Source organism: Nocardioides convexus (genome assembly GCF_011090295.1).
Map to the genome: position 1 here is coordinate 3,381,272 of NZ_JAAMYA010000001.1, position 22,340 is coordinate 3,403,611.

Annotated in this window: 22 protein-coding genes and 6 pseudogenes; 18 read left to right on the forward strand and 10 right to left on the reverse strand. The window is 73.6% G+C overall.

The annotated features are described in order from the left end of the window. Positions 1-203 precede the first annotated feature (203 nt). A pseudogene (locus G5V59_RS25295) lies at positions 204-407 on the reverse strand (4-hydroxyphenylpyruvate dioxygenase); the annotation flags it as partial. 295 nt (positions 408-702) lie between these two features. Here G5V59_RS25295 and G5V59_RS25300 point away from each other — a divergent pair. After that, complete coding sequence (locus tag G5V59_RS25300) at positions 703-1,239, forward strand: Lrp/AsnC ligand binding domain-containing protein (protein ID WP_278258336.1); 537 nt, start codon at positions 703-705, stop codon at positions 1,237-1,239. Between the two features lie 5 nt (positions 1,240-1,244). On the opposite strand, the gene G5V59_RS25305 is transcribed toward G5V59_RS25300, so the two are convergent. Genes G5V59_RS25305 through G5V59_RS25315 form a run of 3 tightly spaced genes read right to left on the reverse strand, consistent with a single transcriptional unit; the run spans position 1,245 to position 2,234 of the window. Beyond that, complete coding sequence (locus tag G5V59_RS25305; RefSeq protein ID WP_278258337.1) at positions 1,245-1,721, reverse strand: hypothetical protein; 477 nt, start codon at positions 1,719-1,721, stop codon at positions 1,245-1,247. Continuing rightward, positions 1,700-2,080 carry a hypothetical protein gene (locus G5V59_RS25310; protein ID WP_278258338.1) on the reverse strand — a complete coding sequence of 127 codons (381 nt, stop codon included), beginning with the start codon at positions 2,078-2,080 and terminating at the stop codon, positions 1,700-1,702. Before G5V59_RS25310 ends, G5V59_RS25305 begins: the two co-directional genes overlap by 22 nt. Further along, positions 2,007-2,234 carry a hypothetical protein gene (locus G5V59_RS25315; protein ID WP_278258339.1) on the reverse strand — a complete coding sequence of 76 codons (228 nt, stop codon included), beginning with the start codon at positions 2,232-2,234 and terminating at the stop codon, positions 2,007-2,009. Before G5V59_RS25315 ends, G5V59_RS25310 begins: the two co-directional genes overlap by 74 nt. Before the next feature lie 410 nt (positions 2,235-2,644). Between G5V59_RS25315 and G5V59_RS25320 the strand changes: the two are divergent. The 4 genes and pseudogenes from G5V59_RS25320 to G5V59_RS25335 form a co-directional block, all read left to right on the forward strand. After that, a pseudogene (locus tag G5V59_RS25320) lies at positions 2,645-2,743 on the forward strand (hypothetical protein); the annotation flags it as partial. A 158-nt stretch (positions 2,744-2,901) separates the two neighbouring features. Continuing rightward, a complete protein-coding gene (locus G5V59_RS25325; protein WP_278258340.1) occupies positions 2,902-4,917 on the forward strand; it encodes a phosphoenolpyruvate carboxykinase domain-containing protein in 2,016 nt (671 codons plus the stop codon). 28 nt (positions 4,918-4,945) lie between these two features. Continuing rightward, positions 4,946-5,512 (forward strand): lysophospholipid acyltransferase family protein, encoded by a 567-nt coding sequence (locus G5V59_RS25330; protein WP_278258341.1) that lies wholly within the window; start codon positions 4,946-4,948, stop codon positions 5,510-5,512. A gap of 75 nt (positions 5,513-5,587) precedes the next feature. Next, positions 5,588-6,745: a zinc-binding dehydrogenase gene (locus tag G5V59_RS25335; protein WP_278258342.1), complete on the forward strand. Its 1,158-nt coding sequence runs from the start codon at positions 5,588-5,590 to the stop codon at positions 6,743-6,745. A gap of 159 nt (positions 6,746-6,904) precedes the next feature. Here the strand turns inward: G5V59_RS25335 and G5V59_RS25340 are convergent, their stop codons facing one another. The 4 genes and pseudogenes from G5V59_RS25340 to G5V59_RS37670 all read right to left on the reverse strand — a co-directional run bounded on the left by G5V59_RS25340 (position 6,905) and on the right by G5V59_RS37670 (position 9,420). Next, positions 6,905-7,324 carry an FAD-binding protein gene (locus tag G5V59_RS25340; protein WP_278258343.1) on the reverse strand — a complete coding sequence of 140 codons (420 nt, stop codon included), beginning with the start codon at positions 7,322-7,324 and terminating at the stop codon, positions 6,905-6,907. Further along, positions 7,321-7,872 (reverse strand): FAD-binding protein, encoded by a 552-nt coding sequence (locus tag G5V59_RS25345; protein WP_341351032.1) that lies wholly within the window; start codon positions 7,870-7,872, stop codon positions 7,321-7,323. The genes G5V59_RS25340 and G5V59_RS25345 overlap by 4 nt, the downstream gene beginning before the upstream one ends. A 32-nt stretch (positions 7,873-7,904) precedes the next feature. Next, on the reverse strand, positions 7,905-8,630 hold the full coding sequence (locus G5V59_RS25350) for an FAD-binding protein (protein ID WP_278258344.1): 726 nt from the start codon (positions 8,628-8,630) through the stop codon (positions 7,905-7,907). Positions 8,631-8,666: 36 nt separating this feature from the next. Then, positions 8,667-9,420, reverse strand: a pseudogene (locus G5V59_RS37670) (adenylate/guanylate cyclase domain-containing protein). Between the two features lie 97 nt (positions 9,421-9,517). Between G5V59_RS37670 and G5V59_RS37675 the strand changes: the two are divergent. Then, entirely contained in the window at positions 9,518-9,871 is a 354-nt protein-coding gene (locus tag G5V59_RS37675) for a hypothetical protein (protein ID WP_341351033.1), read from the forward strand. Here the strand turns inward: G5V59_RS37675 and G5V59_RS25365 are convergent. Continuing rightward, positions 9,808-10,242: a hypothetical protein gene (locus G5V59_RS25365; protein ID WP_278258346.1), complete on the reverse strand. Its 435-nt coding sequence runs from the start codon at positions 10,240-10,242 to the stop codon at positions 9,808-9,810. The two genes, G5V59_RS37675 and G5V59_RS25365, sit on opposite strands and share 64 nt — an antisense overlap. Positions 10,243-10,290: 48 nt before the next feature. Here G5V59_RS25365 and G5V59_RS25370 point away from each other — a divergent pair, with 48 nt between their 5' ends. The 12 genes and pseudogenes from G5V59_RS25370 (at position 10,291) to G5V59_RS25425 (ending at position 22,101) form a co-directional block, all read left to right on the forward strand. Continuing rightward, positions 10,291-11,292, forward strand: coding sequence for a PGPGW domain-containing protein (locus tag G5V59_RS25370; RefSeq protein ID WP_278258347.1), 1,002 nt, complete (start codon positions 10,291-10,293; stop codon positions 11,290-11,292). 20 nt (positions 11,293-11,312) lie between these two features. Further along, positions 11,313-11,675 (forward strand): hypothetical protein, encoded by a 363-nt coding sequence (locus G5V59_RS25375; protein WP_278258348.1) that lies wholly within the window; start codon positions 11,313-11,315, stop codon positions 11,673-11,675. A gap of 40 nt (positions 11,676-11,715) precedes the next feature. Further along, positions 11,716-11,865, forward strand: coding sequence for a hypothetical protein (locus tag G5V59_RS25380; RefSeq protein ID WP_278258349.1), 150 nt, complete (start codon positions 11,716-11,718; stop codon positions 11,863-11,865). 231 nt (positions 11,866-12,096) lie between these two features. Beyond that, a pseudogene (locus G5V59_RS37680) lies at positions 12,097-13,317 on the forward strand (exodeoxyribonuclease V subunit gamma); the annotation flags it as partial. Positions 13,318-13,429: 112 nt separating this feature from the next. After that, a complete protein-coding gene (locus tag G5V59_RS37685; protein WP_341351310.1) occupies positions 13,430-14,854 on the forward strand; it encodes an exodeoxyribonuclease V subunit gamma in 1,425 nt (474 codons plus the stop codon). A 513-nt stretch (positions 14,855-15,367) separates the two neighbouring features. Then, a pseudogene (locus G5V59_RS25395) lies at positions 15,368-16,226 on the forward strand (hypothetical protein). Between the two features lie 94 nt (positions 16,227-16,320). After that, positions 16,321-17,190 (forward strand): hypothetical protein, encoded by an 870-nt coding sequence (locus G5V59_RS25400; RefSeq protein ID WP_278258351.1) that lies wholly within the window; start codon positions 16,321-16,323, stop codon positions 17,188-17,190. Further along, positions 17,082-17,840 (forward strand): UvrD-helicase domain-containing protein, encoded by a 759-nt coding sequence (locus G5V59_RS25405; protein WP_278258352.1) that lies wholly within the window; start codon positions 17,082-17,084, stop codon positions 17,838-17,840. Before G5V59_RS25400 ends, G5V59_RS25405 begins: the two co-directional genes overlap by 109 nt. Positions 17,841-18,039: 199 nt before the next feature. Next, complete coding sequence (locus G5V59_RS25410) at positions 18,040-19,134, forward strand: 3'-5' exonuclease (protein ID WP_278260047.1); 1,095 nt, start codon at positions 18,040-18,042, stop codon at positions 19,132-19,134. Positions 19,135-19,539: 405 nt separating this feature from the next. Next, positions 19,540-20,283 (forward strand): annotated as a pseudogene (locus G5V59_RS25415) (AAA family ATPase); the annotation flags it as partial. 58 nt (positions 20,284-20,341) lie between these two features. Then, complete coding sequence (locus tag G5V59_RS25420; protein ID WP_278258353.1) at positions 20,342-21,475, forward strand: AAA family ATPase; 1,134 nt, start codon at positions 20,342-20,344, stop codon at positions 21,473-21,475. Further along, positions 21,475-22,101, forward strand: a complete 627-nt coding sequence (locus tag G5V59_RS25425) for a hypothetical protein (RefSeq protein ID WP_278258354.1) — start codon at positions 21,475-21,477, stop codon at positions 22,099-22,101. The genes G5V59_RS25420 and G5V59_RS25425 overlap by 1 nt, the downstream gene beginning before the upstream one ends. 12 nt (positions 22,102-22,113) lie before the next feature. On the opposite strand, the gene G5V59_RS25430 is transcribed toward G5V59_RS25425, so the two are convergent. Next, positions 22,114-22,302: a nitroreductase/quinone reductase family protein gene (locus G5V59_RS25430; RefSeq protein WP_278260048.1), complete on the reverse strand. Its 189-nt coding sequence runs from the start codon at positions 22,300-22,302 to the stop codon at positions 22,114-22,116. Between the last annotated feature and the right edge of the window lie 38 nt (positions 22,303-22,340).

The window sequence follows — 22,340 nt, forward strand, 5'->3', positions numbered from 1 at the left end:
AACAGCCGCTTGGGCGCTCCCTCGCGGCGCTGGAAGGTGGACGTGCGGGCGACGTAGCCGGGCAGGTAGGGGCCGTCGTAGCCGCTGCGGTCGACGAGGGTGTGCCGCGTGTCGCCGTACGTCGCGATGGCGGCGGTGCGCACCGTGCCGTGCTCGTCGCTGACGTCGTGCGGCTCCTCGAGGATCCTCGCCCCCACCGAGCGGGCGTGCGCGATGCACTTGTCGACGTCGGGCACCTCGAGCGCGATGTCGACCACGCCGTCGCCGTGCTTGCGGTGGTGGTCCAGCAGCGGGCTGCTCGGGTCGACGCCGCCCTTGAGGACGAAGCGGACCGCCCCGGACTTCAGCACGAAGGCGACGTGGTCGCGGTTGCCGGTCTCGGGGCCGGAGTAGGCGACCAGGTCCATGCCGAAGGCGGAGACGAAGAAGTGCGCGGCCTGGGTGGCGTTGCCGACCGCCCAGACGACCGCGTCCCAGCCGGTGACCGGGAAGGGGTCCTCGTGGTCGTCGTGCTCGACGAGGCCGACGAGCCTGCTTCAACGTGTCGAGGTCGAGCTCGGCGAGCCGCTCCTCGTTGGTCAGGGTCTCCTGGAGGGACATGTGAGGAGCACAACAGGTCGTCGGCGACCTCCACAACCTGCCTATTGCGAGATAGGCAGATCGGGTAGTTCTGCCGACTCGGACAGCGTGAGGGTAGGCAGATTGACTATCATCGAAGGGTGTCCGTCCCGCTCACGCTCGACCAGATCGACCTCGCCCTGCTCACCGCCCTCACCGAGCACCCGCGGGCCGGCGACCTGGAGGCTCTCCCGGCTCACCTCGGTCGCCCGCGCGACCGTGCAGAGCCGGCTGCGGCGGCTGCACGAGGCCGGCGTCATCGCCGACTGGGACCCGACCCTGGACGTGGCCGCGGCGGGCTACGAGGTGCAGGCCTACGTCACCCTGGAGATCTCCCAGGGCGCGCTCGACGAGGTCACCCGGGACCTGGCCGTCATCCCGCAGGTGCTGGAGGCCTACGTCACCACCGGTTCCTACGACGTGCTGTGCCGGGTCGCGACCCGCTCCCACCCCGAGTCTGCAGGCCACCCTGGTCCGCATCGACCAGTCCTCCTCGGTGGTGCGCTCGACGAGCGTGATGGTGCTGTCCACGCTGATCGCCCCGCGGGTGCTGCCGCTGCTCGCGAGCGCCGAGCCGGCGCCGAGCCGCCGGGCACCGGCGTACCGGCGTACCGAAGTTGAAGATTTTACTTCCAGGGGATGACAAGAGGGCTCGGCGCGTGGCAGGCTGCTCTCGCCGCCGCAGGTGACCCGAGACGCCTGCGGCGGCTTCTACTTTTTCTCCCCCTCCGCTTTCCCTCCGCGGGGCGCGCGCTCAGAGGCCCTTGAAGCCTCAGCGCCACCCGGTAGTCGGTGTTCATGTAGTCGACCAGCGACTTGAGGTCCTTCTCCGGCACGGTGGCGTTGGTGGTCCCTATCGTGACCGCGACGACGTTGCCGTAGACGCTGTGCTTCCACTTGCCCTGCTTGAAGTCCTTGAAGAGCGAGCCGGCGCGCAGGTCGAAGTCCTTGTCCTCCAGGCTCGCCTCGGCCGCCTTCGCGTGCGGCTGGGTGTCGAAGACGAGGAAGAGGTGGGTGACCCGGGCCTTGCCGCCCAGCGCGGTGAAGTTCCACTGCACGGCGTGGTCGCAGCGCTGGCGGGTCAGCGTCGAGGAGTCCTCCACCGGGCCGCAGCCTGTCGTAGTCCCACGAGCCGTCGAGCCTTCGCGCTCTGCTTGACGTCGCCGGTTCTGAAGTTCCAGTCGCCGGGGAAGTCCGCCGCCTTGACGTCGACGTGGATGTCGTCGCCGGCGTCGTCGGTGGGGGAGTACGGCGTGATCGGGCCGCTCGGGCTGGCGGGGGTGACCGGCACCGGGTCCGAGGTCGCGTCGCTCGCGCTCGGACCCTCGCTCGGCGAGGCGGACGTGCTCTGCGAGGTCGGGTCGTCGCCGGCCTTCTCGTCCCCGTCGTCACCGGTCGTCAGCAGGATCGCGGTCGTGGCGATGCCGCCGACGAGCAGCACGAGCACGGCGACCAGGCCCACGATCAGTCCGGTGTTGCGCCTCGGCCGGCCGCCGGGCGGCGGTCCCGGAGGTCCCGGGGGCGGGCCCCAGCCGGGTGGCGGCGGGGTGGGCGGGCCCTGCGGAGGGCCCCAGCCGGGCGGTCCCGGGGGAGGTGGCTGGGGTGGGTAGACTCATGCGCGGGTTCCTACCCCGTCGTACCCCTGGTGAACCCCGGAGGTATTCGATCGATCCAATCGTCGTGCCGCCTCGCAGGGGCACGATCTCGGCTGGTGGCGCCGATGTGCGTCAGCGCGCGAGCGGTGTCATGGTGGCTTCCACGCGGACGACGGTGTCCCCGGATCTGGTGATTCGAACCCCGGTATTTGCCGGGTGGGCTGTGGGGTAGCGTGCCCACACCTTGACAAGGACCGAAAGGCTGGCGAAGAGCATGGTTGATGTGGAGCGGGCGCTCGACGAAGCGGGGCTGACCAATCCCCACGTTCGTGAGTACGTCGCACACTGGGCCAACATCACGGGAGCAGAGCGCGTCGAGGTCGTGTCCGCGGCCGACGACGCACGTCTCGTCCAGGAGTCGCTGGACGCGGGTGAGCCTGCTCCCCGCCGGCGAGGGCCTGTACTACTCGCGCTCCTACTACAAGGACACCGCGCGGGCCGAGGAGCGCACCATCGTCGCGACCAGCGACGAGAACGACAAGGGCATCTACAACAACTGGAAGCCCGCCGCGGAGATGAAGCCGAAGCTCATCGAGCCTGATGACCGGCGCCTCCGCGGGCAAGACGATGTACGTCATCCCCTACCTCATGTCGCCCAAGGGCTCGCCGGTGGAGAAGTTCGCCGCCGGTGTGGAGCCTGACCGACAACCGCAACGTCGTGCTGCAGATGATCCGCATGGCGCGGGTCGGCGTGGAGTACATCAACGACCTCGGCGACTCCTTCGTCAAGGCCGTCCACGTGACCGGCGACCTGGAGAACCTCGGCCAGGGCACGCCCGACGACAAGCGCTACTTCGTGACCGTCGCCGACGAGCGCACGATCCTGCACTTCGGCTCGTCGTACGGCGGCAACGCGCTGCTCGGCAAGATCGCCCACGGCCTGCGCCAGGGTGCCTACGACGGCTGGAAGAACGGCTTCCTCGTGGAGCAGTTCATGCTGCTCGGCATCACCGACAAGCAGACCGGCACGAAGTACAACATCTGCGGTGGCTTCCCGTCCGCGTCGGGCAAGACCAACCTCGCGATGACGCTGGCGCCCGACGCCCTCGGCGACCGCTACTACGTCGAGTTCTACGGCGACGACATCGCGTGGATCTGGGTCGGCGACGACGGCAGGCTCTACGGGATGAACCCGGAGAACGGCGTCTTCGGCGTGGCCAAGGACACCAACGAGAAGACCAACCCGACCGCGATCGACTCGATCGTCCCCGGCACCGGCGCGATCTTCACCAACGTCGCCTACAACCCCAAGACCCAGGAGGTCTGGTGGGAGGGCAAGGGCGACAAGCCGGCCGACCTCGACGGCTGGGAGGACTGGAAGGGCGACGTCATCGCCGACCGGGCCCCCGAGAACGCCGACGACCCGTGGGCGCACCCGAACAGCCGCTTCACCACGACCCTGGCCAACGTCCCGAACGTCGCCAAGGACTTCGAGGACCCGAAGGGCGTCGAGATCCACGGCATCATCTTCGGTGGCCGCACCCGTGACCGCGAGCCGCTGATCCGGGCGATCAACGACGTCGCCGAGGGTGTCTACGACGGCCTGACGCTCGGCGCCGAGGCGACGGCCGCGGCCGACGGGCTCGAGGGCGTGCTGCGCTACGACCCGATGTCGATGCGCCCGTTCATGTCCTACTCCGAGGCCGACTACGCCGCGCACTGGCTCGAGGTCATCGGCCGGGCGACGACCAAGCCGATCTTCGCCCACGTCAACTGGTTCCAGCGCGGCGAGGACGGCCGCTTCCTGTGGCCCGGCTACCGCGAGAACCTGCGCCCGCTGAACTGGCTGATGGAGTACCTCAACGGCGAGGTCGAGGGCGTGCAGACGCCGGTCGGCGTGCTGCCGAAGCGTGAGGAGCCTCAACCTCGAGGGTCTCGACGAGCAGGCGCTCGCCGACCTCGACACGCTGCTCACCATCGACGTCGCGCGCTGGCAGGAGGAGATGGGCCACCGCGAGAAGCACCTCGCGCAGTTCGACGGCCTGCCCGAGGAGATCTGGGAGGCGCACCGCCGCGTCGCCCAGGCCCTCGAGGGCTGAGTCTCACCGGCGCTTCGCAGCACCCCGGCTCCTCGGAGCCGGGGTGCTGTGCTTTCGAGCAGCACGGCGAGGGCGGCGTCGGGGTCGGCGTCGACCGGCTCGGTCGCCCGGCGGCTGGTGAGCGCGGCCAGGCCGTGCACGCCCGACCACAGCGCCAGCACCTCCGCCGGCGCCGGGGTGCGGCCGGTGGTGCGGGCCAGGGTGGTTCCGAGGCCGGCGAACCACCGCGCGGTGATCTCGCGCAGGTTCCCGCCGGCGCCCTCCAGCAGGTCGTGCCGGGTGATCAGTGCGAAGAGCCTCGGGGCGGCGCCGCGCGAAGTCCAGGTAGGCGCGGGCGGCGCCCGCGAGGTCGCCGCCGGCGAGGGCGGGGCCGATCTCGGCGTCCAGGCTCCTCGAGGGCCCGGCGGGCGATCGCGGCCAGCAGGGCGTCGTACGTCGGGAAGTGGCGGCGGGGTGCGCCGTGGGAGACGCCGGCGGCGCTGGCGATGGAGCGCAGCGAGATGCCGCCCAGGCCGCGCTCCTCGAGCAGACTCGGTCCCCACGGTCACCAGCCGGTCGCGCGCGCTCATGTGGACAGTGTCTACTGCTGCGGGGCAGACTGGTAGTAGACACTGTCTACGCGTGGAGGCTCCGATGTGGTTCCGGTTGCTCAAGTGGGTGCTGCTCGGCCCGGTCGTGCGGTGGTACACCCGGCCGCGGGTCACCGGCCGGGAGCACCTGCCGCGCACCGGACCGGTCGTCCTCGCGGCCAACCACCGCGCCGAGATCGACTCGCTCGTGCTCTGCCTGGTGCTGCCGCGCCAGCCACGCTTCGTCGCGAAGGCGGAGTACTTCGCCGGGCACGGCCTGCGCGGGCGCGTCGAGCGCTGGCTGTGCACCGTGACCGGACAGATCCCCGTCGACCGCCGCGGCGGCGATGCCGCCGGAGCCTGCGCTGCGGGCAGCCGAGGGCGTGCTGCGCGAGGGCGGGACGTGGGCGATCTACCCCGAGGGGGACCCGCTCGCCCGACGGCCGGCTCTACCGCGGGCACACCGGCGTGGTCCGCGTCGCCCGCGCGGTGCCCGGCGCGGTGGTGCTGCCCGTCGGTCTCTGCGGCACCGAGCAGGTGGGCCGGTGGCGCCGTGGGAGGGTCCGGGTCGTGGTGGGCGCGCCGGTCGACGTACGGGCGGGGGAGGTGCGGGAGGCCACCGACCGCCTGATGGCGGCCATCGGCGCGCTGACCGGCCAGCAACCACTCGGCCACTACCCGGCCCGGCGGGCGGCATGATGGCCCCATGCGCGCCGTCGTCTGCCACCAGGCCGAGTCTCACCGTCGAGGACCTGCCCGACCTGACGCCCGAGCGGGGGCAGGCTCCTCGTCGAGGTCGAGCGGTGCGGGATCTGCGGGTCCGACCTGCACGCCCGCACGCACTGCGACGAGACCGCCGCCGACGTCGCCGGTACTCGGCTACGACCACTTCATGCGCTCCACCGACCACGTCGTGATGGGCCACGAGTTCGTCGGGACCGTGCTCGACCACGGCGCCGGCACCTCCCGCAAGGCGTTCCCCGCCGGCAGCCGGGTCGTCTCGCTGCCGGTGCTGCGCTCCGGTGAGTCGGTGCACCTGACCGGGCTGAGCGAGCAGGCCCCGGGCGGGTACGCCGAGCAGGTGCTCGTCACCGCCTCGATGACCATGCGCGTGCCCGACGAGCTCGACGCCGACGCCGCCGCGCTCACCGAGCCGATGGCGGTCGCCCTGCACGCCGTACGACGCGGGCAGGTGGGTGCCCGCGACGTCGCCGTGGTCATCGGCTGCGGCCCGATCGGCCTCGCCGTGATCGCGATGCTCAAGGCGACCGGCGTGCGCCACGTGATCGCCAGCGACTTCTCACCCGGCCGGCGAGCGCTCGCCGAGCAGATGGGCGCCGACGTCGTCGTGGACCCCGCCACCGACTCGCCCTGGGCATCCTTCGCGGAGTCGAAGCGCTACCTCACCGAGGCGATCGCCCTGGCCGAGCCTGGGTCTCGACGCCATGGACAAAGCCTACGCGCCGTACCGATGCTGCCGTGGGCGCACGTCATGCGCGCCGCGGAGAAGGTCGGCGCCACCCCGCGCGGGCCTATCGTCTTCGAGTGCGTCGGCGTCCCCGGGATGATCGAGCACGTGGTCGCGAACGCGCCGCTGCTGACCAGGGTGGTCGTGGTCGGGGTCTGCATGGGCCAGGACTCGTTCCGCCCGTCGATGGCGATCAACAAGGAGATCGACCTGCGCTTCGCCTTCGCCTACGACCCCAGCGAGTTCCACCAGACGCTGCAGTGGATCGCCGCGGGCAAGGTCGACGTCCGGCCGCTGATCACCGGGACGGTGGGGCTCGACGGCGTCGCCGGGGCCTTCGCGGACCTCGCCGACCCGGAGCGGCACGCGAAGATCCTGGTCGACCCCACCCGCTGAGTGGGGAGTTTCCACCCGCGACTTGGGATTTTCCACCCGTCAGTTGGGGTTTGTCTCCCGCGAGTTGGGGGTTCGCGACCGGCGGGAACCCCCAACTCGAGGGTGGGAACCCACAACTGACGGGTGGGAACCCACAACTCGCGGGTGGGAACCCCCAAGTCAACGAGTGGCGAGGGAGCGGCCCGCGGCCCGGCCGGAGAAGATGCAGCCGCCGAGGAAGGTGCCCTCCAGGGCGTTGTAGCCGTGCACCCCGCCGCCTCCGAAGCCGGCGACCTCGCCGGCGGCGTACAGGCCCGGGAACGGCGAGCCGTCGGGCCGGACGACCTGGCTGTCGAGGTTGGTCTCGATGCCGCCGAGGGTCTTGCGGGACAGGATGTTGAGGCGGACGGCGATGAGCGGGCCGTGCGCGGGGTCGAGGATCCGGTGCGGCTTGGCGACGCGCATGATCTTGCCGGTGCGGTCCTTGCGCCCGTTGTGGATCGCCATCACCTGGGCGTCCTTGGTGTAGGCGTTGGCGAGTCTGCCGGTCGCGGTCCTCGATCTGGCGGCGCAGCAGGTCGGCGTCGAGGACGCGGTCACCGCGGGCGATCTTGTTCATCCCCGCGACGAGTCTCGTCGAGGGAGGTGGCGACGACGAAGTCCTCGCCGTGCTCCTTGAACGCCTCGACCGGGCTGGTCGCGCCCTTGCCGAGCCGCTCCTTGAGCATCATCCGGATGTCCTTCTCGGTCCAGTCGGGGTTCTGCTCGGAGCCGGAGAGGGCGAACTCCTTCTCGATGATCGACTGGGTGAGCACGAACCACGAGTAGTCGGCGCCGGTGGCGAGGATCTGCTTCATCGAGCCGATCGAGTCGGCGCCCGGGACGCCCGACATCCCGCGCAGCCGCTGACCGTCGGCGTCGAACCACATCGACGACGGGCCGGGCAGGATCCGGATCGCGTGGTCGGGCCAGACCGGGTCCCAGTTGTGGATGCCCTCGACGTAGGCCCACATCCGGTCCTTGTTGACGAGGTTCGCCCCGGCGGACTCGGTGATGGCGAGCATCCGCCCGTCCACGTGGGCCGGTACGCCGGCGATCATGTGCTCCGGGGCCGGGCCGACCCGGTCGGTGGGCCAGTTGGCGCGCATCGGCTCGAAGTTGTGGCCGATCCCGCCCGAGGTCACCACGACCGCGGGTGCCCGCAGGCTCGAAGGGCGCGACGACCTCGCGCGAGGACTTCTCCCCGCGCGGCAGGTCGGACGGCGCGAGGACCGAGCCGCGGACCCCGACGCACACACCGTCCTCGACGACCAGGCTCGTCGACCTGGTGGCGGAAAGCGAAGCGCACCAGGCCGGCCGCCTCGGCCGCCTCGACCGGCTCGCGGAAGACCCGGACGACCTCGGGGCCGGTGCCCCAGGTCAGGTGGAAGCGGGGGACCGAGTTGCCGTGGCCGCTGGCGGAGCCGTCGCCCCGCTCGGCCCAGCCGACGAAGGTGAGCGACTTGAGGCCGAGGGCGCGCAGGTAGTCCCGCTTCTCGCCGGCCGCGAAGTCGACGTAGGCCCGTGCCCAGCGGCTGCCCCAGTGGTCCTCGCCGCGGTCCGGGCCGTCGCCCTCGCCGATCCGGTCGAAGGCCGCGGAGCCCTGCCAGTCCTGCCACGCCAGCTCGGGGGAGTCCTTGATGCCCATCCGGCGCTGCTCGGGGGAGTCGACGAAGAACAGCCCGCCGAGCGACCAGTGGGCCTGCCCGCCGAGGTTGGCGCGGTTCTCCCGGTCCAGGACCAGCACCCGCTTGCCGGCGCGGGTCGCCTCGTAGGTCGCGACGAGCCCGGCCAGGCCGGCTCCCACGACGATCGCGTCCGGCACGAAGCCGGCGTCCACAGCGTTCTCGCTCACTCCCTCGCTCACGCGCCGAGCCTGCCACACGGGCGGGAGCACGCCGGGTCAGGTCCGCGGCACGGCCAGCCGGGTCGGCACCGAGCGCCCGCGCAGGACGGTCTCGCCGTACGGCGTCCAGGCGTCGGCCTCCGGCGCGAGCGCCGCCTCGACGGTGTCCCAGGAGGCGAGCACGCAGCCGGGGACGTCCTTGGAGAGGTCGGTGAGGCGGGCGGCGGAGTTCACCGCGTCGCCGATCACGGTGTACTCGTAGCGCTGCTGGTGCCCGACGTTCCCGGCCACCACCTGGCCGGTGGCGACGCCGATCCCGGCTCCGACCTCGGGGACCTCCACGGCCAGCCGCGCGGCCATCGCCCGCGCCGCGGAGAGCGCGGCGCTGGCGTGGTCGTCGAGACTCGACCGGAGCGCCGAAGATGGCGAGCACGGCGTCGCCGATGAACTTGTTGACCAGCCCGTGGTGCCGGTCCACCTCGTCGACGACCACCGCGAAGAACCGGTTCAGGACGGCGACCACCTGGGCCGCCCCGTGCTCGGTGGCGTACGCCGTGGAGCCGACGAGGTCGACGAAGAGCACCGAGCACACCCGGGTCTCCCCGCCCAGCCTCGATCTCGCCGGCGCCCAGCGCGGCGGCGGCCGCGGCGACCTCCTGCCCGACGTGGCGGCCGAACAGGTCGCGGATCTGCTCCCGCTCGCGCAGTCCGCTGACCATCGCGTTGAAGCCGCTCTGCAGCCTGGCCGAGTCTCGGTGCCGTCGTACACGACGACATCGGTGTCGAGGTTGCCGTTCTCGACCGCGCGCATGGCGTCGCGCACCGAGATGATGGGGGCCACGACCGAGCGAGCGTTGAGGTCGGTGAGCAGGAAGCCGAAGACCAGGACGACGCCGCAGACCACGATCGTGACGATCGCCAGCCTGGGTCAGCGTCGCGTCGTTGCTCGGGGTGAGCGCGAGGATCGCGGCGACCAGCAGCCCGACGATCGGGGCGCCGGTGCCGAGGGACCAGAAGATCGCCTGCCGCGGGCCGACCCCGATGCCGCGCAGCCGTCCGGTGACCCGTACGTCGCTCAGTGCCCGCGCCGCCACCGGCCGCAGCGCGAACTCGGTGAGCAGGTAGGCGATGCCGGCCACCACGACGGTGGTGATCCCGATCGTCAGGCCGGTGCCGAGCGTGCGGCTGGGCTGCAGGATCACCGTGAGCACCGTGAACAGGATCGTCCCGGTGGTCCACAGCGCGAGCCTGCACGGAGGTGAGCACCATCGGCACCCGCAGCCCACGCTCGCGCTGGGTGCGGTCCGGGTCGATCGTGGGGTCGGTCGCCCAGCGCAGCGCGCCCAGTGAGTCTCGTCGTGCCCCAGACCGTGCCGACGACGACCGCCGCGGCGACGTACACGGGCACCGCGATCGCCAGCGCGAGCACCATGCCGTGCGTGGGCGGCGGCGAGGGGATGACCCAGATGTTGATCGCGAAGACCAGGACGACGCCGATCACGTTCGTGCTGAGCAGCAGGACCGTCAGCAGCACCTGGATCCGGATCCGCAGCCCGCGCGGCGACTGGTCGCGCGGCCCGAGCAGCCGGGAGCCGAAGGGGCTCCGGCGGCTGGCACCCCTCCTGCGCGGCATGGGGCGAAGCGTAGTGCCCCCGTTGTCCGGACCTGATTGGATCGGCACATGACCGGTTCCTTCCCGGCCGCGGAGATCACCGAGGCCTACGCCGCCTTCCACGAGCAGGTGGCGGGCATCGTCGCGACCGGCGACTGGACCGGGTACGCCGAGCTCTTCACCCCCGACGCGGTGTACGTCGAGCACGCGATGGGCACGTTCACCGGTCGTGAGGAGATCCGGGACTGGGCGGTGCGCACCATGACGTCGTACCCGGGCCGGGTGATGACCGGCTTCCCGATCAGCCTGGCAGGTGGTCGACGCCGAGCAGGGACGGCTGGTGTGCGAGGTGCTGAACCCGATGCCCGACCCGGGCGACGGGACGATGCTGGTGGAGCCCAACATCACGATCATGACCTACGCCGGAGACGGGCTCTTCTCCCGCGAGGAGGACGTCTACAACCCGCTGCGCTTCCACACGATGGCGCAGCGCTGGGCGCGGATCGCCGCGGAGCACGGCAACGCCGACGACGACGTGCTGGCGTGGCTGGACAAGTGGGGAGGCGGACGATGACGGGAACGGCGAAGCGGGTCCTGCTGGAGATCCTGGGCTGGCTGCTGCTGCTCGCCGGGATCGCGGCCCTGGTGCTGCCCGGACCCGGGCTGCTGCTCATGGCGGCCGGGCTGGGGGTGCTCTCGCAGCAGTACACCTGGGCGGAGCGGCTCCTGGACCCCGTGCTGCTGCGTGCCCTGCGGGCCGCGGCCGACGGCGTGGAGACCTGGCCGCGCATCATCGGATCCACGATCGGGGCGCTCGCCCTGGGCGGGTTCGGCGCGCTGTGGATCATCCGGCCCGACGTACCGTCCTGGTGGCCGGTCGCCGACAAGTGGTGGCTGGTGGGCGGTCCGTGGACCGGCGTCACACTGGTCCTGTCGAGCCTGATCGCGCTCGGCCTGATCGTCTACTCCTACCGCCGCTTCCACGGCAAGCCCGAGGCGCGCGCGGCCCTGGAGGGCGAGATCAGCGAGGCCGACGACCGCAAGCACCACCAGGACGGGGAGGACGCATGAGCGCCGTGGACGAGCGATCGATGAAGGAGCGCATGCTCGCCGGTGACTGGTACGTCGCCGACGACGCCGAGCCTGGAGGAGGCCTACTTCCGCGCGGTCGACCTCACCACCGCCTACAACGCGACGACCGCGCGCGAGAAGGAGCGCCGTGGCGAGCTTGCTGCGCGAGCCTGCTGGGCGCGGTCGGCGAGGACACCGCGATCCGTCCGCCGCTGCAGGTCGACTACGGCACCCAGATCCGCGTCGGTGCGCGGACGTTCGCCAACTACGGCCTGGTCGCGCTCGACGTGGCCGAGATCGTCATCGGCGACGACGTGCAGATCGGCCCGAACGTCCAGCCTGCTCACCCCGATCCACCCGCTGGAGGCGGGCCCGCGCCGTGACAAGTGGGAGGCCGCGAAGCCGATCACGATCGGCGACAACGTGTGGCTGGGCGGCGGCGTCATCGTCTGCCCGGGCGTCACGATCGGCGCGGACACCGTCGTCGGAGCGGGATCGGTGGTGACCAAGGACCTCCCCGCCGGCGTGCTCGCGCTCGGCAACCCGGCCCGGGTGGTGCGTGAGCCTGACTGACCTGACGCAGGTCGGCCTGCTGGCGGCGCTCCGGGCCCGGCGCGAGGCAGGGAGCCGGCCGGGGGAGCGCACCGACGGGCTGCGCATCGCGCTGGCCATCGAGGGCGGGGGGCAACCGGTCGGCGTACTCCGCGGGGATGGCGCTCGCCATCGACGAGGCCGGCCTGACCGGCGCCTTCGACGAGGTCTACGGCACCTCCGGTGGCGCGCTCAACGCGGCCTGGCTGCTCAGTGGCGAGGCGCAGCGCTGGATGCGCAAGCTGGGCATGGCCGGAGGTCGCGGCCGCGAGGATCACCGACCCGCGGCGGATGCTGCGCGGCGGCCCGCTGGTCGACCTGCGGCGGCTGGTGCACCACGTCTACGAGTCGATCACGCCGATGGACTTCGCCGCGATCCTCGCCAACCCGATCGGCTTCCACCCGATGGCCACCGATGCCCGCACCGGGGAGGCGGCCGACCTCGCGCCGTACGTCACGGACCGGTCGAGCCTGCAGACGGCGCTGCGCGCCAGCGCCTGCATGCCCCTGCTGGCGGGGCGCCCGGTGCGCATCGGCGGGCGGACCTACGTCGACGGCGGGCTCTCGGAGGGTGTGCCCTACCGGCCCGCACTGGCCGACGGAGCCACCCACGTGCTCGTGCTGCGCACCCGCCGCCTCGACCAGTCCGCCGAGCCACCGTCGCGTCTGGAGCGGATCGTGCTGGCGCCGTACTTCCTCCGGCACGGGCGGGCCGCGGGGGCCGCCCACGTGCGACGGCACCAGAGCCTACTCCGCGGACGACCTGCACCTGGCGGAGGCGAGCGCGGCCGAGGTCGCGATGCTGCTGGAGGTCCGCCCGCCGCTCGGCGCTCCGGAGGTCTCCCGGCTGAGCAGCGACCTCGAGAGCATCGCGGCGGCGATCGAGCCTGGGCCGCTCCACGATGGCCGGCGTCCTCGGCTGAAGGATCGGACCCCACCACTAACCTCGGGTCCGTCATGACGCTCCACCTGCACCGCGCGCCGCGGACCGACCTGCTCGCCGACGAGCTCGGCGCCCTGCTGGCGCGCCCCGCGGGGGACCCGTTCGCGAGCGAGGTCGTCGTGGTGCCGGCCCGCGGCGTGGAGCGCTGGCTGACCCAGCGCCTCTCGCACCGCCTCGGCACCGGCCCGCGCGGGGGCGACGGGGTGTGCGCGGGCGTGGAGTTCCTGCACCCGGCCTCCCTGGTCGGGATGCTGCTCGGCCGCGAGGCCGACGACCCGTGGCACCCCGACCGGTTGGTGTGGCCGCTGCTCGCGACCATCGACGACAGCCTGGGCGAGGCCTGGTGCGCCACCCTCGCGACCCACCTCGGGCACGGTCTCGACGGCGAGGAGGGTGGTTCGCGCCGCAGCCGGCGGTGGTCGGTGGCGCGGCGGCTGGCGGAGCTCTTCTCGTCGTACGCCGTCCAGCGGCCGGCGCTCGTCACCGACTGGCGCGAGGGCCGCGACACCGACGGCGCGGGCGGGGCGCTGGCGCCGGACCTCGCTTGGGAGGCCGAGTCTGTGGCGCCGGCTGCTCGACCGGGTGGAGGCGGAGCCCCCGGACGTGCGGCACGCCCGGGTCTGCGCCGCCCTGCGCGCGGGGGACCTCCACGGGCTCGACCTGCCCGACCGTCTCTCCCTGTTCGGCCACACCCGGCTGCCGGAGACCGAGATCGACCTGCTCGTCGCACTGGCCGGGCACCGCGAGGTGCACCTGTGGCTGGCGCAGCCCTCCGCGGCGCTGTGGGACGCGGTGCTGGCCGCGGGTGCGGAGGTCCGCCCGCGCGCGACGGAGTCCTCGGCCGACCTCGCGCACCATCCGCTGCTCGCCTCCCTGGGCCGCGACTCCCGCGAGTCGGCGACCGTGCTCGGGGCCCGGGTCGCCACGGGCGAGGCGCGCGACGCCGGCTCCGCCCCCGAGCCGGACGCTCCCGACACCCTGCTCGGCTGGCTCCAGGGCGACCTGCGGGCCAACGCCGCGCCGGATGCCGCGACCCGGGCCGGCCGGGTGCTGGCCGGCGACGACCGCAGCGTCCAGGTGCACGCCTGCCACGGCCCGGCGCGCCAGGTCGACGTGCTGCGGGAGGTGCTGGTCGGCCTGCTCGAGGACGACCCGACGCTGGAGCCGCGCGACATCGTGGTGATGTGCCCCGACATCGAGACCTACGCACCCCTCGTCTCCGCCGGCTTCGGCCTCGGTGGTCGATCGCCGACGAGGGCAGCGACGACGAGCTCCACCCCGCGCACCGGCTGCGGGTCCGGCTCGCAGACCGCGCGGCCAGCAGCACCAACCCGCTGCTGTCCGTGGCCGTCGCGCTCGTCGAGTCTCGCCGGCGGCCGGGCCACCGCCTCGCAGGTGATCGACCTGCTGTCGCGGGCGGTGTGCCGGCGGCGGTTCGGGTTCGGTGACGACGACCTGGCCCGGATCACCCGCTGGGTCGCCGAGGCCGGCGTCCGATGGGGGATCGACGGCACGCAGCGCGCGGCCTACGCGATGGAGCAGTTCGAGCACAACACCTGGCGGGCGGGGATCGACCGGCTGCTGCTGGGCGTCGCGATGAGCGGGGACGGGCACCGCAACCTGGGTCGCGGACTGCCTGTCGACGACGTCGCCAGCGGCGAGATCGAGTCTGGTCGGCCGCCTCGCCGAGGCCGTGGAGCGGCTCGGCGCCTGCCTGGCCGCGCTGGACCGGGCCCAGGCCGCAGGGGGAGTGGTTCGAGGCCGTCGCGACCGGGGTGCGCGACCTGTGCGAGGTCGAGGACGACGACGCCTGGCAGGCTCCCGCAGGCTGGAGCGCGAGCCTGGCCCGGGCCCGCGCCAGCGCGGAGGCGAGCGCGCCCGGTGTCCCGCTCCGGCTGGCCGACGTGCGGGCCCTCCTGCAGGCCCGGCTCGCCGGACGGCCGACCCGCGCCAACTTCCGCACCGGCACGCTCACCGTCTGCACCATGGTCCCGATGCGCTCCGTGCCGCACCGGGTGGTCTGCCTGATCGGCCTCGACGACGGCGTCTTCCCGCGCGGTAGCGGGGTCGACGGGGACGACGTGCTCGGCCGCGACCCGCTCGTCGGTGAGCGGGACCGGCGCGGCGAGGACCGGCAGCTGCTGCTCGACGCGATCCTCGCGGCCGGTGAGCGACTGGTGATCACCTACACCGGGGCGACCGAGCACACGGGTGCGGTGCGCCCGCCCGCCGTACCGCTCGGGGAGCTGGTGGACGCCCTCGACCGCACCGCCGCCGCGCCGGTGCGCGACGCCGTCGTGGTGCGCCACCCGCTGCAGTCCTACGACGCCCGCAACCACCTCGCCGGCGCGCTGGGCGGCGAGCGCCCGTTCTCCTTCGACCGGGCCTCGCTCGCCGGCGCCCGGGCGAGCGTCCGCGAGCGCACACGCCTCCCGGCCTTCCTCGCCGAAGCACTGCCGCCCGCGCCCGTCGGGGACGTGACCCTCGCCGACCTGCGCCAGCCTGCTGCACCACCCGGCGCGCACCTTCCTGCGTCGGCGGCTGGAGGTCTCCACCGCCTTCGAGCCCGACCAGGTGGCCGACGCGATCCCGGTGACGCTCAACGGCTTGGAGTCGTGGCAGATCGGCGACCGGCTGCTGCGCGAGGTGCTCGCCTCCGACGACCCGGGGGCGACCGCGCAGGCGGTGATGACGGCCGAGCAGGCTGCGCGGCTCGTTGCCGCCCTTCGACCTCGGCCGGCACGAGGCTGACCAAGGTGGTGCACGAGTGCCAGGAGCCTGTTCAGCCGCAGCGCCTCGCTGCGCACCGGCACCCCGCGCACCATCGACGTGGACGTCGACCTCGGCGACGGCCGTCGGCTGACCGGCACCGTGCCGCGGGTGCACGGCAACCAGGTCGTCTCGTTGTCGTACTCCCGTCTCAAGCCCAAGCAGCGGCTCACCTCCTGGCTCGACGTGCTGGCGCTCAGTGCGGCGTACCCCGACGAGAGCCTGGACCGGGCACGCCGTCGCCCGCGCCAAGGCCGGCCCGCAGCGCGCGCTCACCGGGCCGCTCGACCACCGGGCGGCGGAGTGGCTGCGCGCCGTCGTCGACCTGTACGACGCCGGGCTGGCCCGGCCGCTGCCGATGCCCCTCGACACGGCGTACGCCTGGGCGGATGCGCACGCCAAGAGCCTGCGCGGCATGGACGTCGACCCGCGCGAGGCCGCCGCGCGGGCCTGGACGACCGACCCCTACAACGAGTGGGGGATCACCGGCGAGGACGACGACCCCTCGCACCGGCGGATCTGGGGCCCGGACGCCCCGGTCGAGGTGCTGATCGAGGCGGGGCTGCCCGACCTGGCCTGGCGGCTGTGGGAGCCGCTGCTGGGCGGCGCGGAGAGGGTGGCCGCGCTGTGAGCACCCTACGACGTTCTCCGTCTCCCCCGCGTCGCTCCTGCGACGAACAACGCCGCGGGGACCCTGCTGTCCCGGCGGACTGGAGCGCGGAGCGATGACGCCGTTCGACATCCGCGGCCCGCTGCCGACCGGCACCACCCTGCTGGAGGCCAGCGCCGGCACGGGCAAGACCTGGACCATCGGCGCCCTGGTGACCCGGTACGTCGCCGAGGAGGCCGTCCCGCTGGAGCAGACTGCTCGTCGTCACCTTCGGCCGCGCGGCCAGCCAGGAGCCTGCGCGAGCAGGTGCGCCACCGGACTCGTGGAGGCCGAGCGCGCGCTGTCCGAGGAGCCCGCGCCGGACGTCGAGCCGACCGACCTGATCCGGCTGCTGCTCGACTGCGACGGCGCCGAGCGCCGGCTGCGGCACCGGCGGGTGGTCCAGGCGCTGGCGGACTTCGACGCCGCGACGATCGCCACGATCCACCAGTTCTGCTCGCTGGTGCTCGACTCGCTCGGTGTCGCCGGCGACACCGATGCCCGCGCCGAGTCTGCGCGACAACCTCGACGACATGCTGGTCGAGGTGGTCGACGACCTCTACCTGCGCGCCTTCGCCCAGGGCTCCGACGCTCCTGCCTTCACCCACGGCGACGCGCTGGCGATCGCCCGCGACGTGGTCCGCGACCCGCAGGCCCGGCTGGAGCCGGCCGGCCTGCCGCGCACCGACCCGGCCGGGCGGCGGGTCGCCTTCGCCAGTGCGGTCCGCGCCGAGCTCGACCGGCGCAAGCGCCGCCTCGGCGTCCTCTCCTACGACGACCTGCTCGGCCAGGCTCGCCGACGCGCTCGCGCCCGCCGACTCCCCGGCCCGGGCCCGGATGCGCGAGCGCTGGCGGATCGTGCTCGTCGACGAGTTCCAGGACACCGACCCGGTGCAGTGGCAGGTCTTCGACCGGGCGTTCACCGGGCACGCGACGATGGTGCTGATCGGGGACCCGAAGCAGGCGATCTACGCCTTCCGCGGGGGCGACGTCACGACGTACCTCACGGCGGCGGGGACGGCCACCACCCGGCAGACCCTCGACGTCAACCGGCGCAGCGACGCCGGGCTGCTGGCCCGGTTCCAGGCGCTCATGGGCGGTGCCGAGTACCGGCGACCCGAAGATCGTCGTGCACGAGGTGACCGCGCACCACCAGGAGTCGCGCCTGGCCGGCGTCCCGAACCCCGAGCCGTTCCGGGTGCGGGTGGTGCGCCGCGAGTCCTTCGGCCGGCGGGGCTCGGCCACGCTGCCGATGCCCAAGGTGCGGCCCTGGATCGCCCGCGACCTGGCCCACGACGTCCGCGCCCTGGTCACCGCGCCGGACGCGACCTTCGACGGCCGGCCGCTGCGACCCAGCGACGTCGCGGTCATCTGCTACCGCCACTCCGACCTCGCGGCGGCCCAGGCAGCGCTGCGCGAGGTCGGCGTGCCCGCGGTCATCGCCGGCGGCGGCAGCGTCTTCGCGACCCCGGCGGCGGCCGAGTGGCTGGCGCTGCTGGAGGCGCTGGAGCAGCCGCACCGCACGCTGCGGGTGCGGGCGGCGGCGCTCACCTGCTTCCTCGGCTACGACGCCGCGGGGCTCGACGCCGGGGGTGACGACCTCACCGACGAGCTCGGCGACCGGCTCCGCGCGTGGTCGGAGGCACTGGCCCGGCGCGGGGTCGCGGCCGTGGTCGAGGCGGCGGTCGCCGGAGGGCTGCCCGAGCGGCTGCTCGGCCGCGTCGGCGGGGAGCGCACGCTGACCGACCTGCGCCACATCGGCGAGGTGCTGCACGAGGTCGCCCAGCGCGAGCAGATGGGGGCGGTCGCGCTGCTCGCCTGGCTGCGCGAGCAGGTCGTCGAGGCGCGCGAGGGGCGCGGCGCCGAGCGCACCCGCCGGCTCGACTCCGACGCGGCGGCGGTGCAGCTGGTGACGATCCACGCGAGCAAGGGCCTGCAGTACCCCGTCGTCTACGTGCCCGCCCTGGCCGACCGCCACGTCGGCAAGCCCAAGCGCCCGCTCTTCCACGACGCCGAGGGGCACCGGTGCCTCGACGTCGGCGGCTCCGGTCCCGACTGGACCGACCACTGCCGGCGCTGGGCCGACGAGGAGGCCGGCGAGTGGCTGCGGCTGCTCTACGTCGCGCTCACCCGGGCGCAGAGCCAGGTGGTGGCGTGGTGGGCACCGACCCGCAACGCCGAGGCGTCCCCCCTTCCACCGGCTGCTGATGCGGCGGGCGGCTCCCGACGGTGCGCTGAGCGGCGAGGTCCCCCCGGCTCCACCGGTGCCCGACGAGGACGCCGTGACCGCGCTCTTCGCTGCCTGGCGCGACCGCGGTGGTCCCCAGCCGGAGGTCGCGGCCCCGGCCGCCGACGCCGGCCGGTTCCCCCGCGACCCCGAGCCGCTGCTGGGTGCCCGGGAGTTCACCCGCACCGTCGACGTCGAGTGGCGGCGCACGTCGTACTCCGCGCTGAGCAATGTCGACCTCGCCACCGCCCAGGCGCTCCCCGGGGTGGCCAGCGAGCCCGAGGTCGCGGTCAAGGACGACGAGGGGGTCGGGCTCGAGGTCGCTCCCGCAGGGCCGGGGGCGGGCGTGCCCTCGCCGATGGCGGACCTGCCGGTCGGCGCGACCTTCGGCTCCCTGGTGCACGCGGTCCTGGAGCACGCCGACCCCGGCGCCGCGGACCTGCGCGCGGAGTTGCTGGCCCACGTCGAGGAGCAGGCTCACCTGGTGGCCCGTCGAGCTCGACCGCGAGGAGCCTGGCCGATGCGCTCGTCGCCGTCCTCGACTCCCCGCTCGGCCCGCTCCTCGACGACTCCACGCTGCGCCGGATCGGCACCCGCGACAGGCTCTGCGAGTTCGCCTTCGAGCCTGCCGCTGGCCCGCGGCGACGACTGGTCGCCCGGTGAGGAGACCGTGCTGCTCGGCGACATCGCCACCCTGCTGCGCCGGCACCTGCCCGACGACGACCCCGTCCGGGGTACGCCGAGACGCTGGAGAACCCGCTGCTCGGCGGCCAGGTGCTGCGCGGCTACCTCAACGGCTCGGTCGACGTCGTGCTGCGGCTGCGCGGCGAGGACGCGCCGCGCTACGTGATCGTCGACTACAAGACCAACTGGCTGGGGCCCGCCGAGGAGCCGCTGACCGCGGCGTCGTACGACAAGGCGGCGCTGGAGGAGGCGATGAGTCACTCCGACTACCCGCTCCAGGCCCTGCTGTACGCCGTGGTGCTGCACCGCTTCCTGCGCTGGCGCCAGCCGGGCTACGACCCGGCGGTCCACCTCGGCGGTGTCGTCTACCTCTACCTGCGCGGCATGTGCGGCCCGGAGACGCCGGTGGTGGACGGCGCGCCGGCGGGCGTCTTCACCTGGCAGCCGCCGCCCGTGCTGGTGACCGAGTCTGTCCGACCTGCTGGACGGGTGGAAGCCGTGACCGACCGCTTCGAGGCGACCTCGCCGCACGACCCGCGCGTGGCCCGCGGGGCGTCCGGCCTGCTCGCGGACTTCAACGCGGCGGGGCTGGTGGACGCGGCCGACGTCCGGGTGGCGGAGCGGGTGGCCGCGCTGGCGGGCGAGGAGGACGACCGCGTTCGGCTGGCCGTGGCGCTCGCCGTCCGCTCGGTGCGTGGCGGCTCGGTGGGCCTAGACCTGGAGGCGCTGCCCGACCTGACGGACCTGGACCTGGTGTGGCCCGACCTCGCCGACTGGTCGGCCGCGATCGACGCCTCGCCGCTCGTGGCGGCCGGAGCCGTGCAGCGCGAGCTCGGGCTGGTCTACCTCGACCGCTACCACCGCCTCGAGCGCCAGATCGCCGACGACCTCCGGGCCCGGATCGCGCTCGGCGCCCCACCTGTGGACGAGCGGGTGCTGGCCGCGACGCTGGACCGGGTGCGGGGCCGGCACCTGAGCCCGGAGCAGGAGGCGGCCGTCGCGCACGCCGCCCGGCACCGCACCACCGTGCTCACCGGCGGGCCCGGCACCGGGAAGACGACCACGGTCGCGCGGCTGGTGCTCGCGCTGGCCGACCAGTTCGCCGCCGACCACGAGCGGCGGATGTCGATCGCCCTGGCGGCGCCCACCGGCAAGGCCGCGACCCGGCTGCAGGAGGCCGTGGTCCGTGAGCCTGACCGGCCTGGACGTGCTCGGCGACGGGCCGGGCCGGCTCGCCGTACCGGAGTCCATGACGCTGCACCGCCTGCTGGGCTGGCGCCCCGACAACACGACCCGCTTCGCCCACGACCGGTCCAACCGGCTCAAGCACGACCTGATCGTGGTGGACGAGGCGTCGATGGTGGACCTGACGATGATGGCCCGGCTGCTCGACGCGGTCCGCCCGGAGACCCGGCTGGTGCTCGTCGGCGACCCGCGCCAGGCTCACCTCGGTGGGCGCGGGCGCGGTGCTCTCCGACCTGGTGGCGGGCTTCGCAGGGCACGCCGACTCGCCAGTCGTCGCGCTCACCGAGAACCACCGCTCCACCGAGCAGATCAAGGCGCTCGCGGCGGCGTTGCGCGACGACGGCACGGGCGCGGCCGAGGGGGTGCTCGCAGCGCTGCGGGCCGGCACCGGCGAGGTCGAGTACGTCGAGACCGACGACCCCGTCACCGCCCTCCGCGAGCGCTGCACGGCCGCCGCTCTCGCCGTCCGCACCGCCGCCGTCGAGGAGGGTCCGGAGGCGGCGCTGGCCGCGCTGGAGCGCTTCCGGCTGCTCTGCGCGCACCGCGAGGGGCCCTTCGGCGTCCGCGCCTGGAACCGCCACGTCGAGCAGTGGCTGGCCGCCGGTACCGGCACCTCGCTCGGCTCCGCGTGGTACGCCGGCCGCCCGCTCCTGGTCACCAGCAACGACTACGCGCTCGACGTCTACAACGGCGAGACCGGCGTGGTGGTCCCCGACCGCACCGGCCGGCCGCGCGCATGGATCGCCGGCGCCGGGAGCCCGCGGCCCTTCGCCCCCGCCCGGCTGGGCGCGATCGAGACCATGCACGCGATGACCATCCACAAGAGCCAGGGCAGCCAGGCCCGCGAGGTCGCGGTGCTGCTGCCCGACGCGGACTCGCGGCTGCTGACCCGCGAGTCTGTTCTACACCGCGGTCACCCGTGCCGAGGAGCGCGTGGTCGTGGTCGGCTCGGAGGCCGCCGTACGCGCCGCGGTCGAGACGACCGCGCAGCGTGCGACGGGCCTGCGTCAACGCCTGGCCGAGGACGGAGACCAACCGGTGGGCCCGCAACGGTCCTGAAACGCGTGCGGGTTAGTGTCGAAGCATGCCGTTCCTGCTCCGTGTGCTGCTGCCCGACGTCCCCGGTTCGCTGGGTCGCGTCGCGACGGCCATCGGTATGTCGGGGGGCGACATCGAGGCGATCGAGATCGTCGAGAAGCGCGAGGACGGCACCGTCGTCGACGACGTCCTGCTCGACGTCGCCGTGGGCACCATGCCGGACTCCGTGGTCTCGGCGTGCAGCGCGGTCGAGGGCGTCGAGGTGCTCTGGATCAGCCGCTATCCCGCGGGCGGCAACCTGGTCATGGACCTGGAGGCCGTCGAGGAGACTCACCGCTGCGCCCGATCGCGCCTTCGACCGGCTCGTGGACCTGCTGCCGGCGACCTTCCGGGTCGACTGGGCCGCGCGCCTGCACCGCGCCAAGGGGGTCGTCTACGGCACGAGCGCCGCTCCCGAGGAGCCTGGAGTTCGTGGAGATCGAGGCACCGGTGCGCCCGGAGGTGCCCGAGGACGAGGTCACGCTCTACGCCGCCGCGCGGCTCGACGGCAACGAGGTGGTCGTCATCGGCCGGCGCGGCGGGCCGGAGTTCGCGGACTCCGAGATCGCGCGGCTCGGCCACCTGTGCGGCCTCGCCAACACGATCGCGACCGCGAACGACTGACCCCGGCCGGGCTCAGTCCTCGACGGGCTCCAGCAGGAAGACCGGGATCTCCCGGTCCGTCTTCTCCTGGTACGACGCATAGGTCGGCCAGGTCGCCACGGCGTGGTCCCACCACTGCTGCCGCTCCTCGCCCTCGGCGATGCGGGCGCGGTAGGGCTTGGGCTCCGGGCCGTCCTGGAGGTCGACGACGGGGTGCGCCACGAAGTTGGCGTACCAGGCTCGGGTTCTCCGGGGCGCCG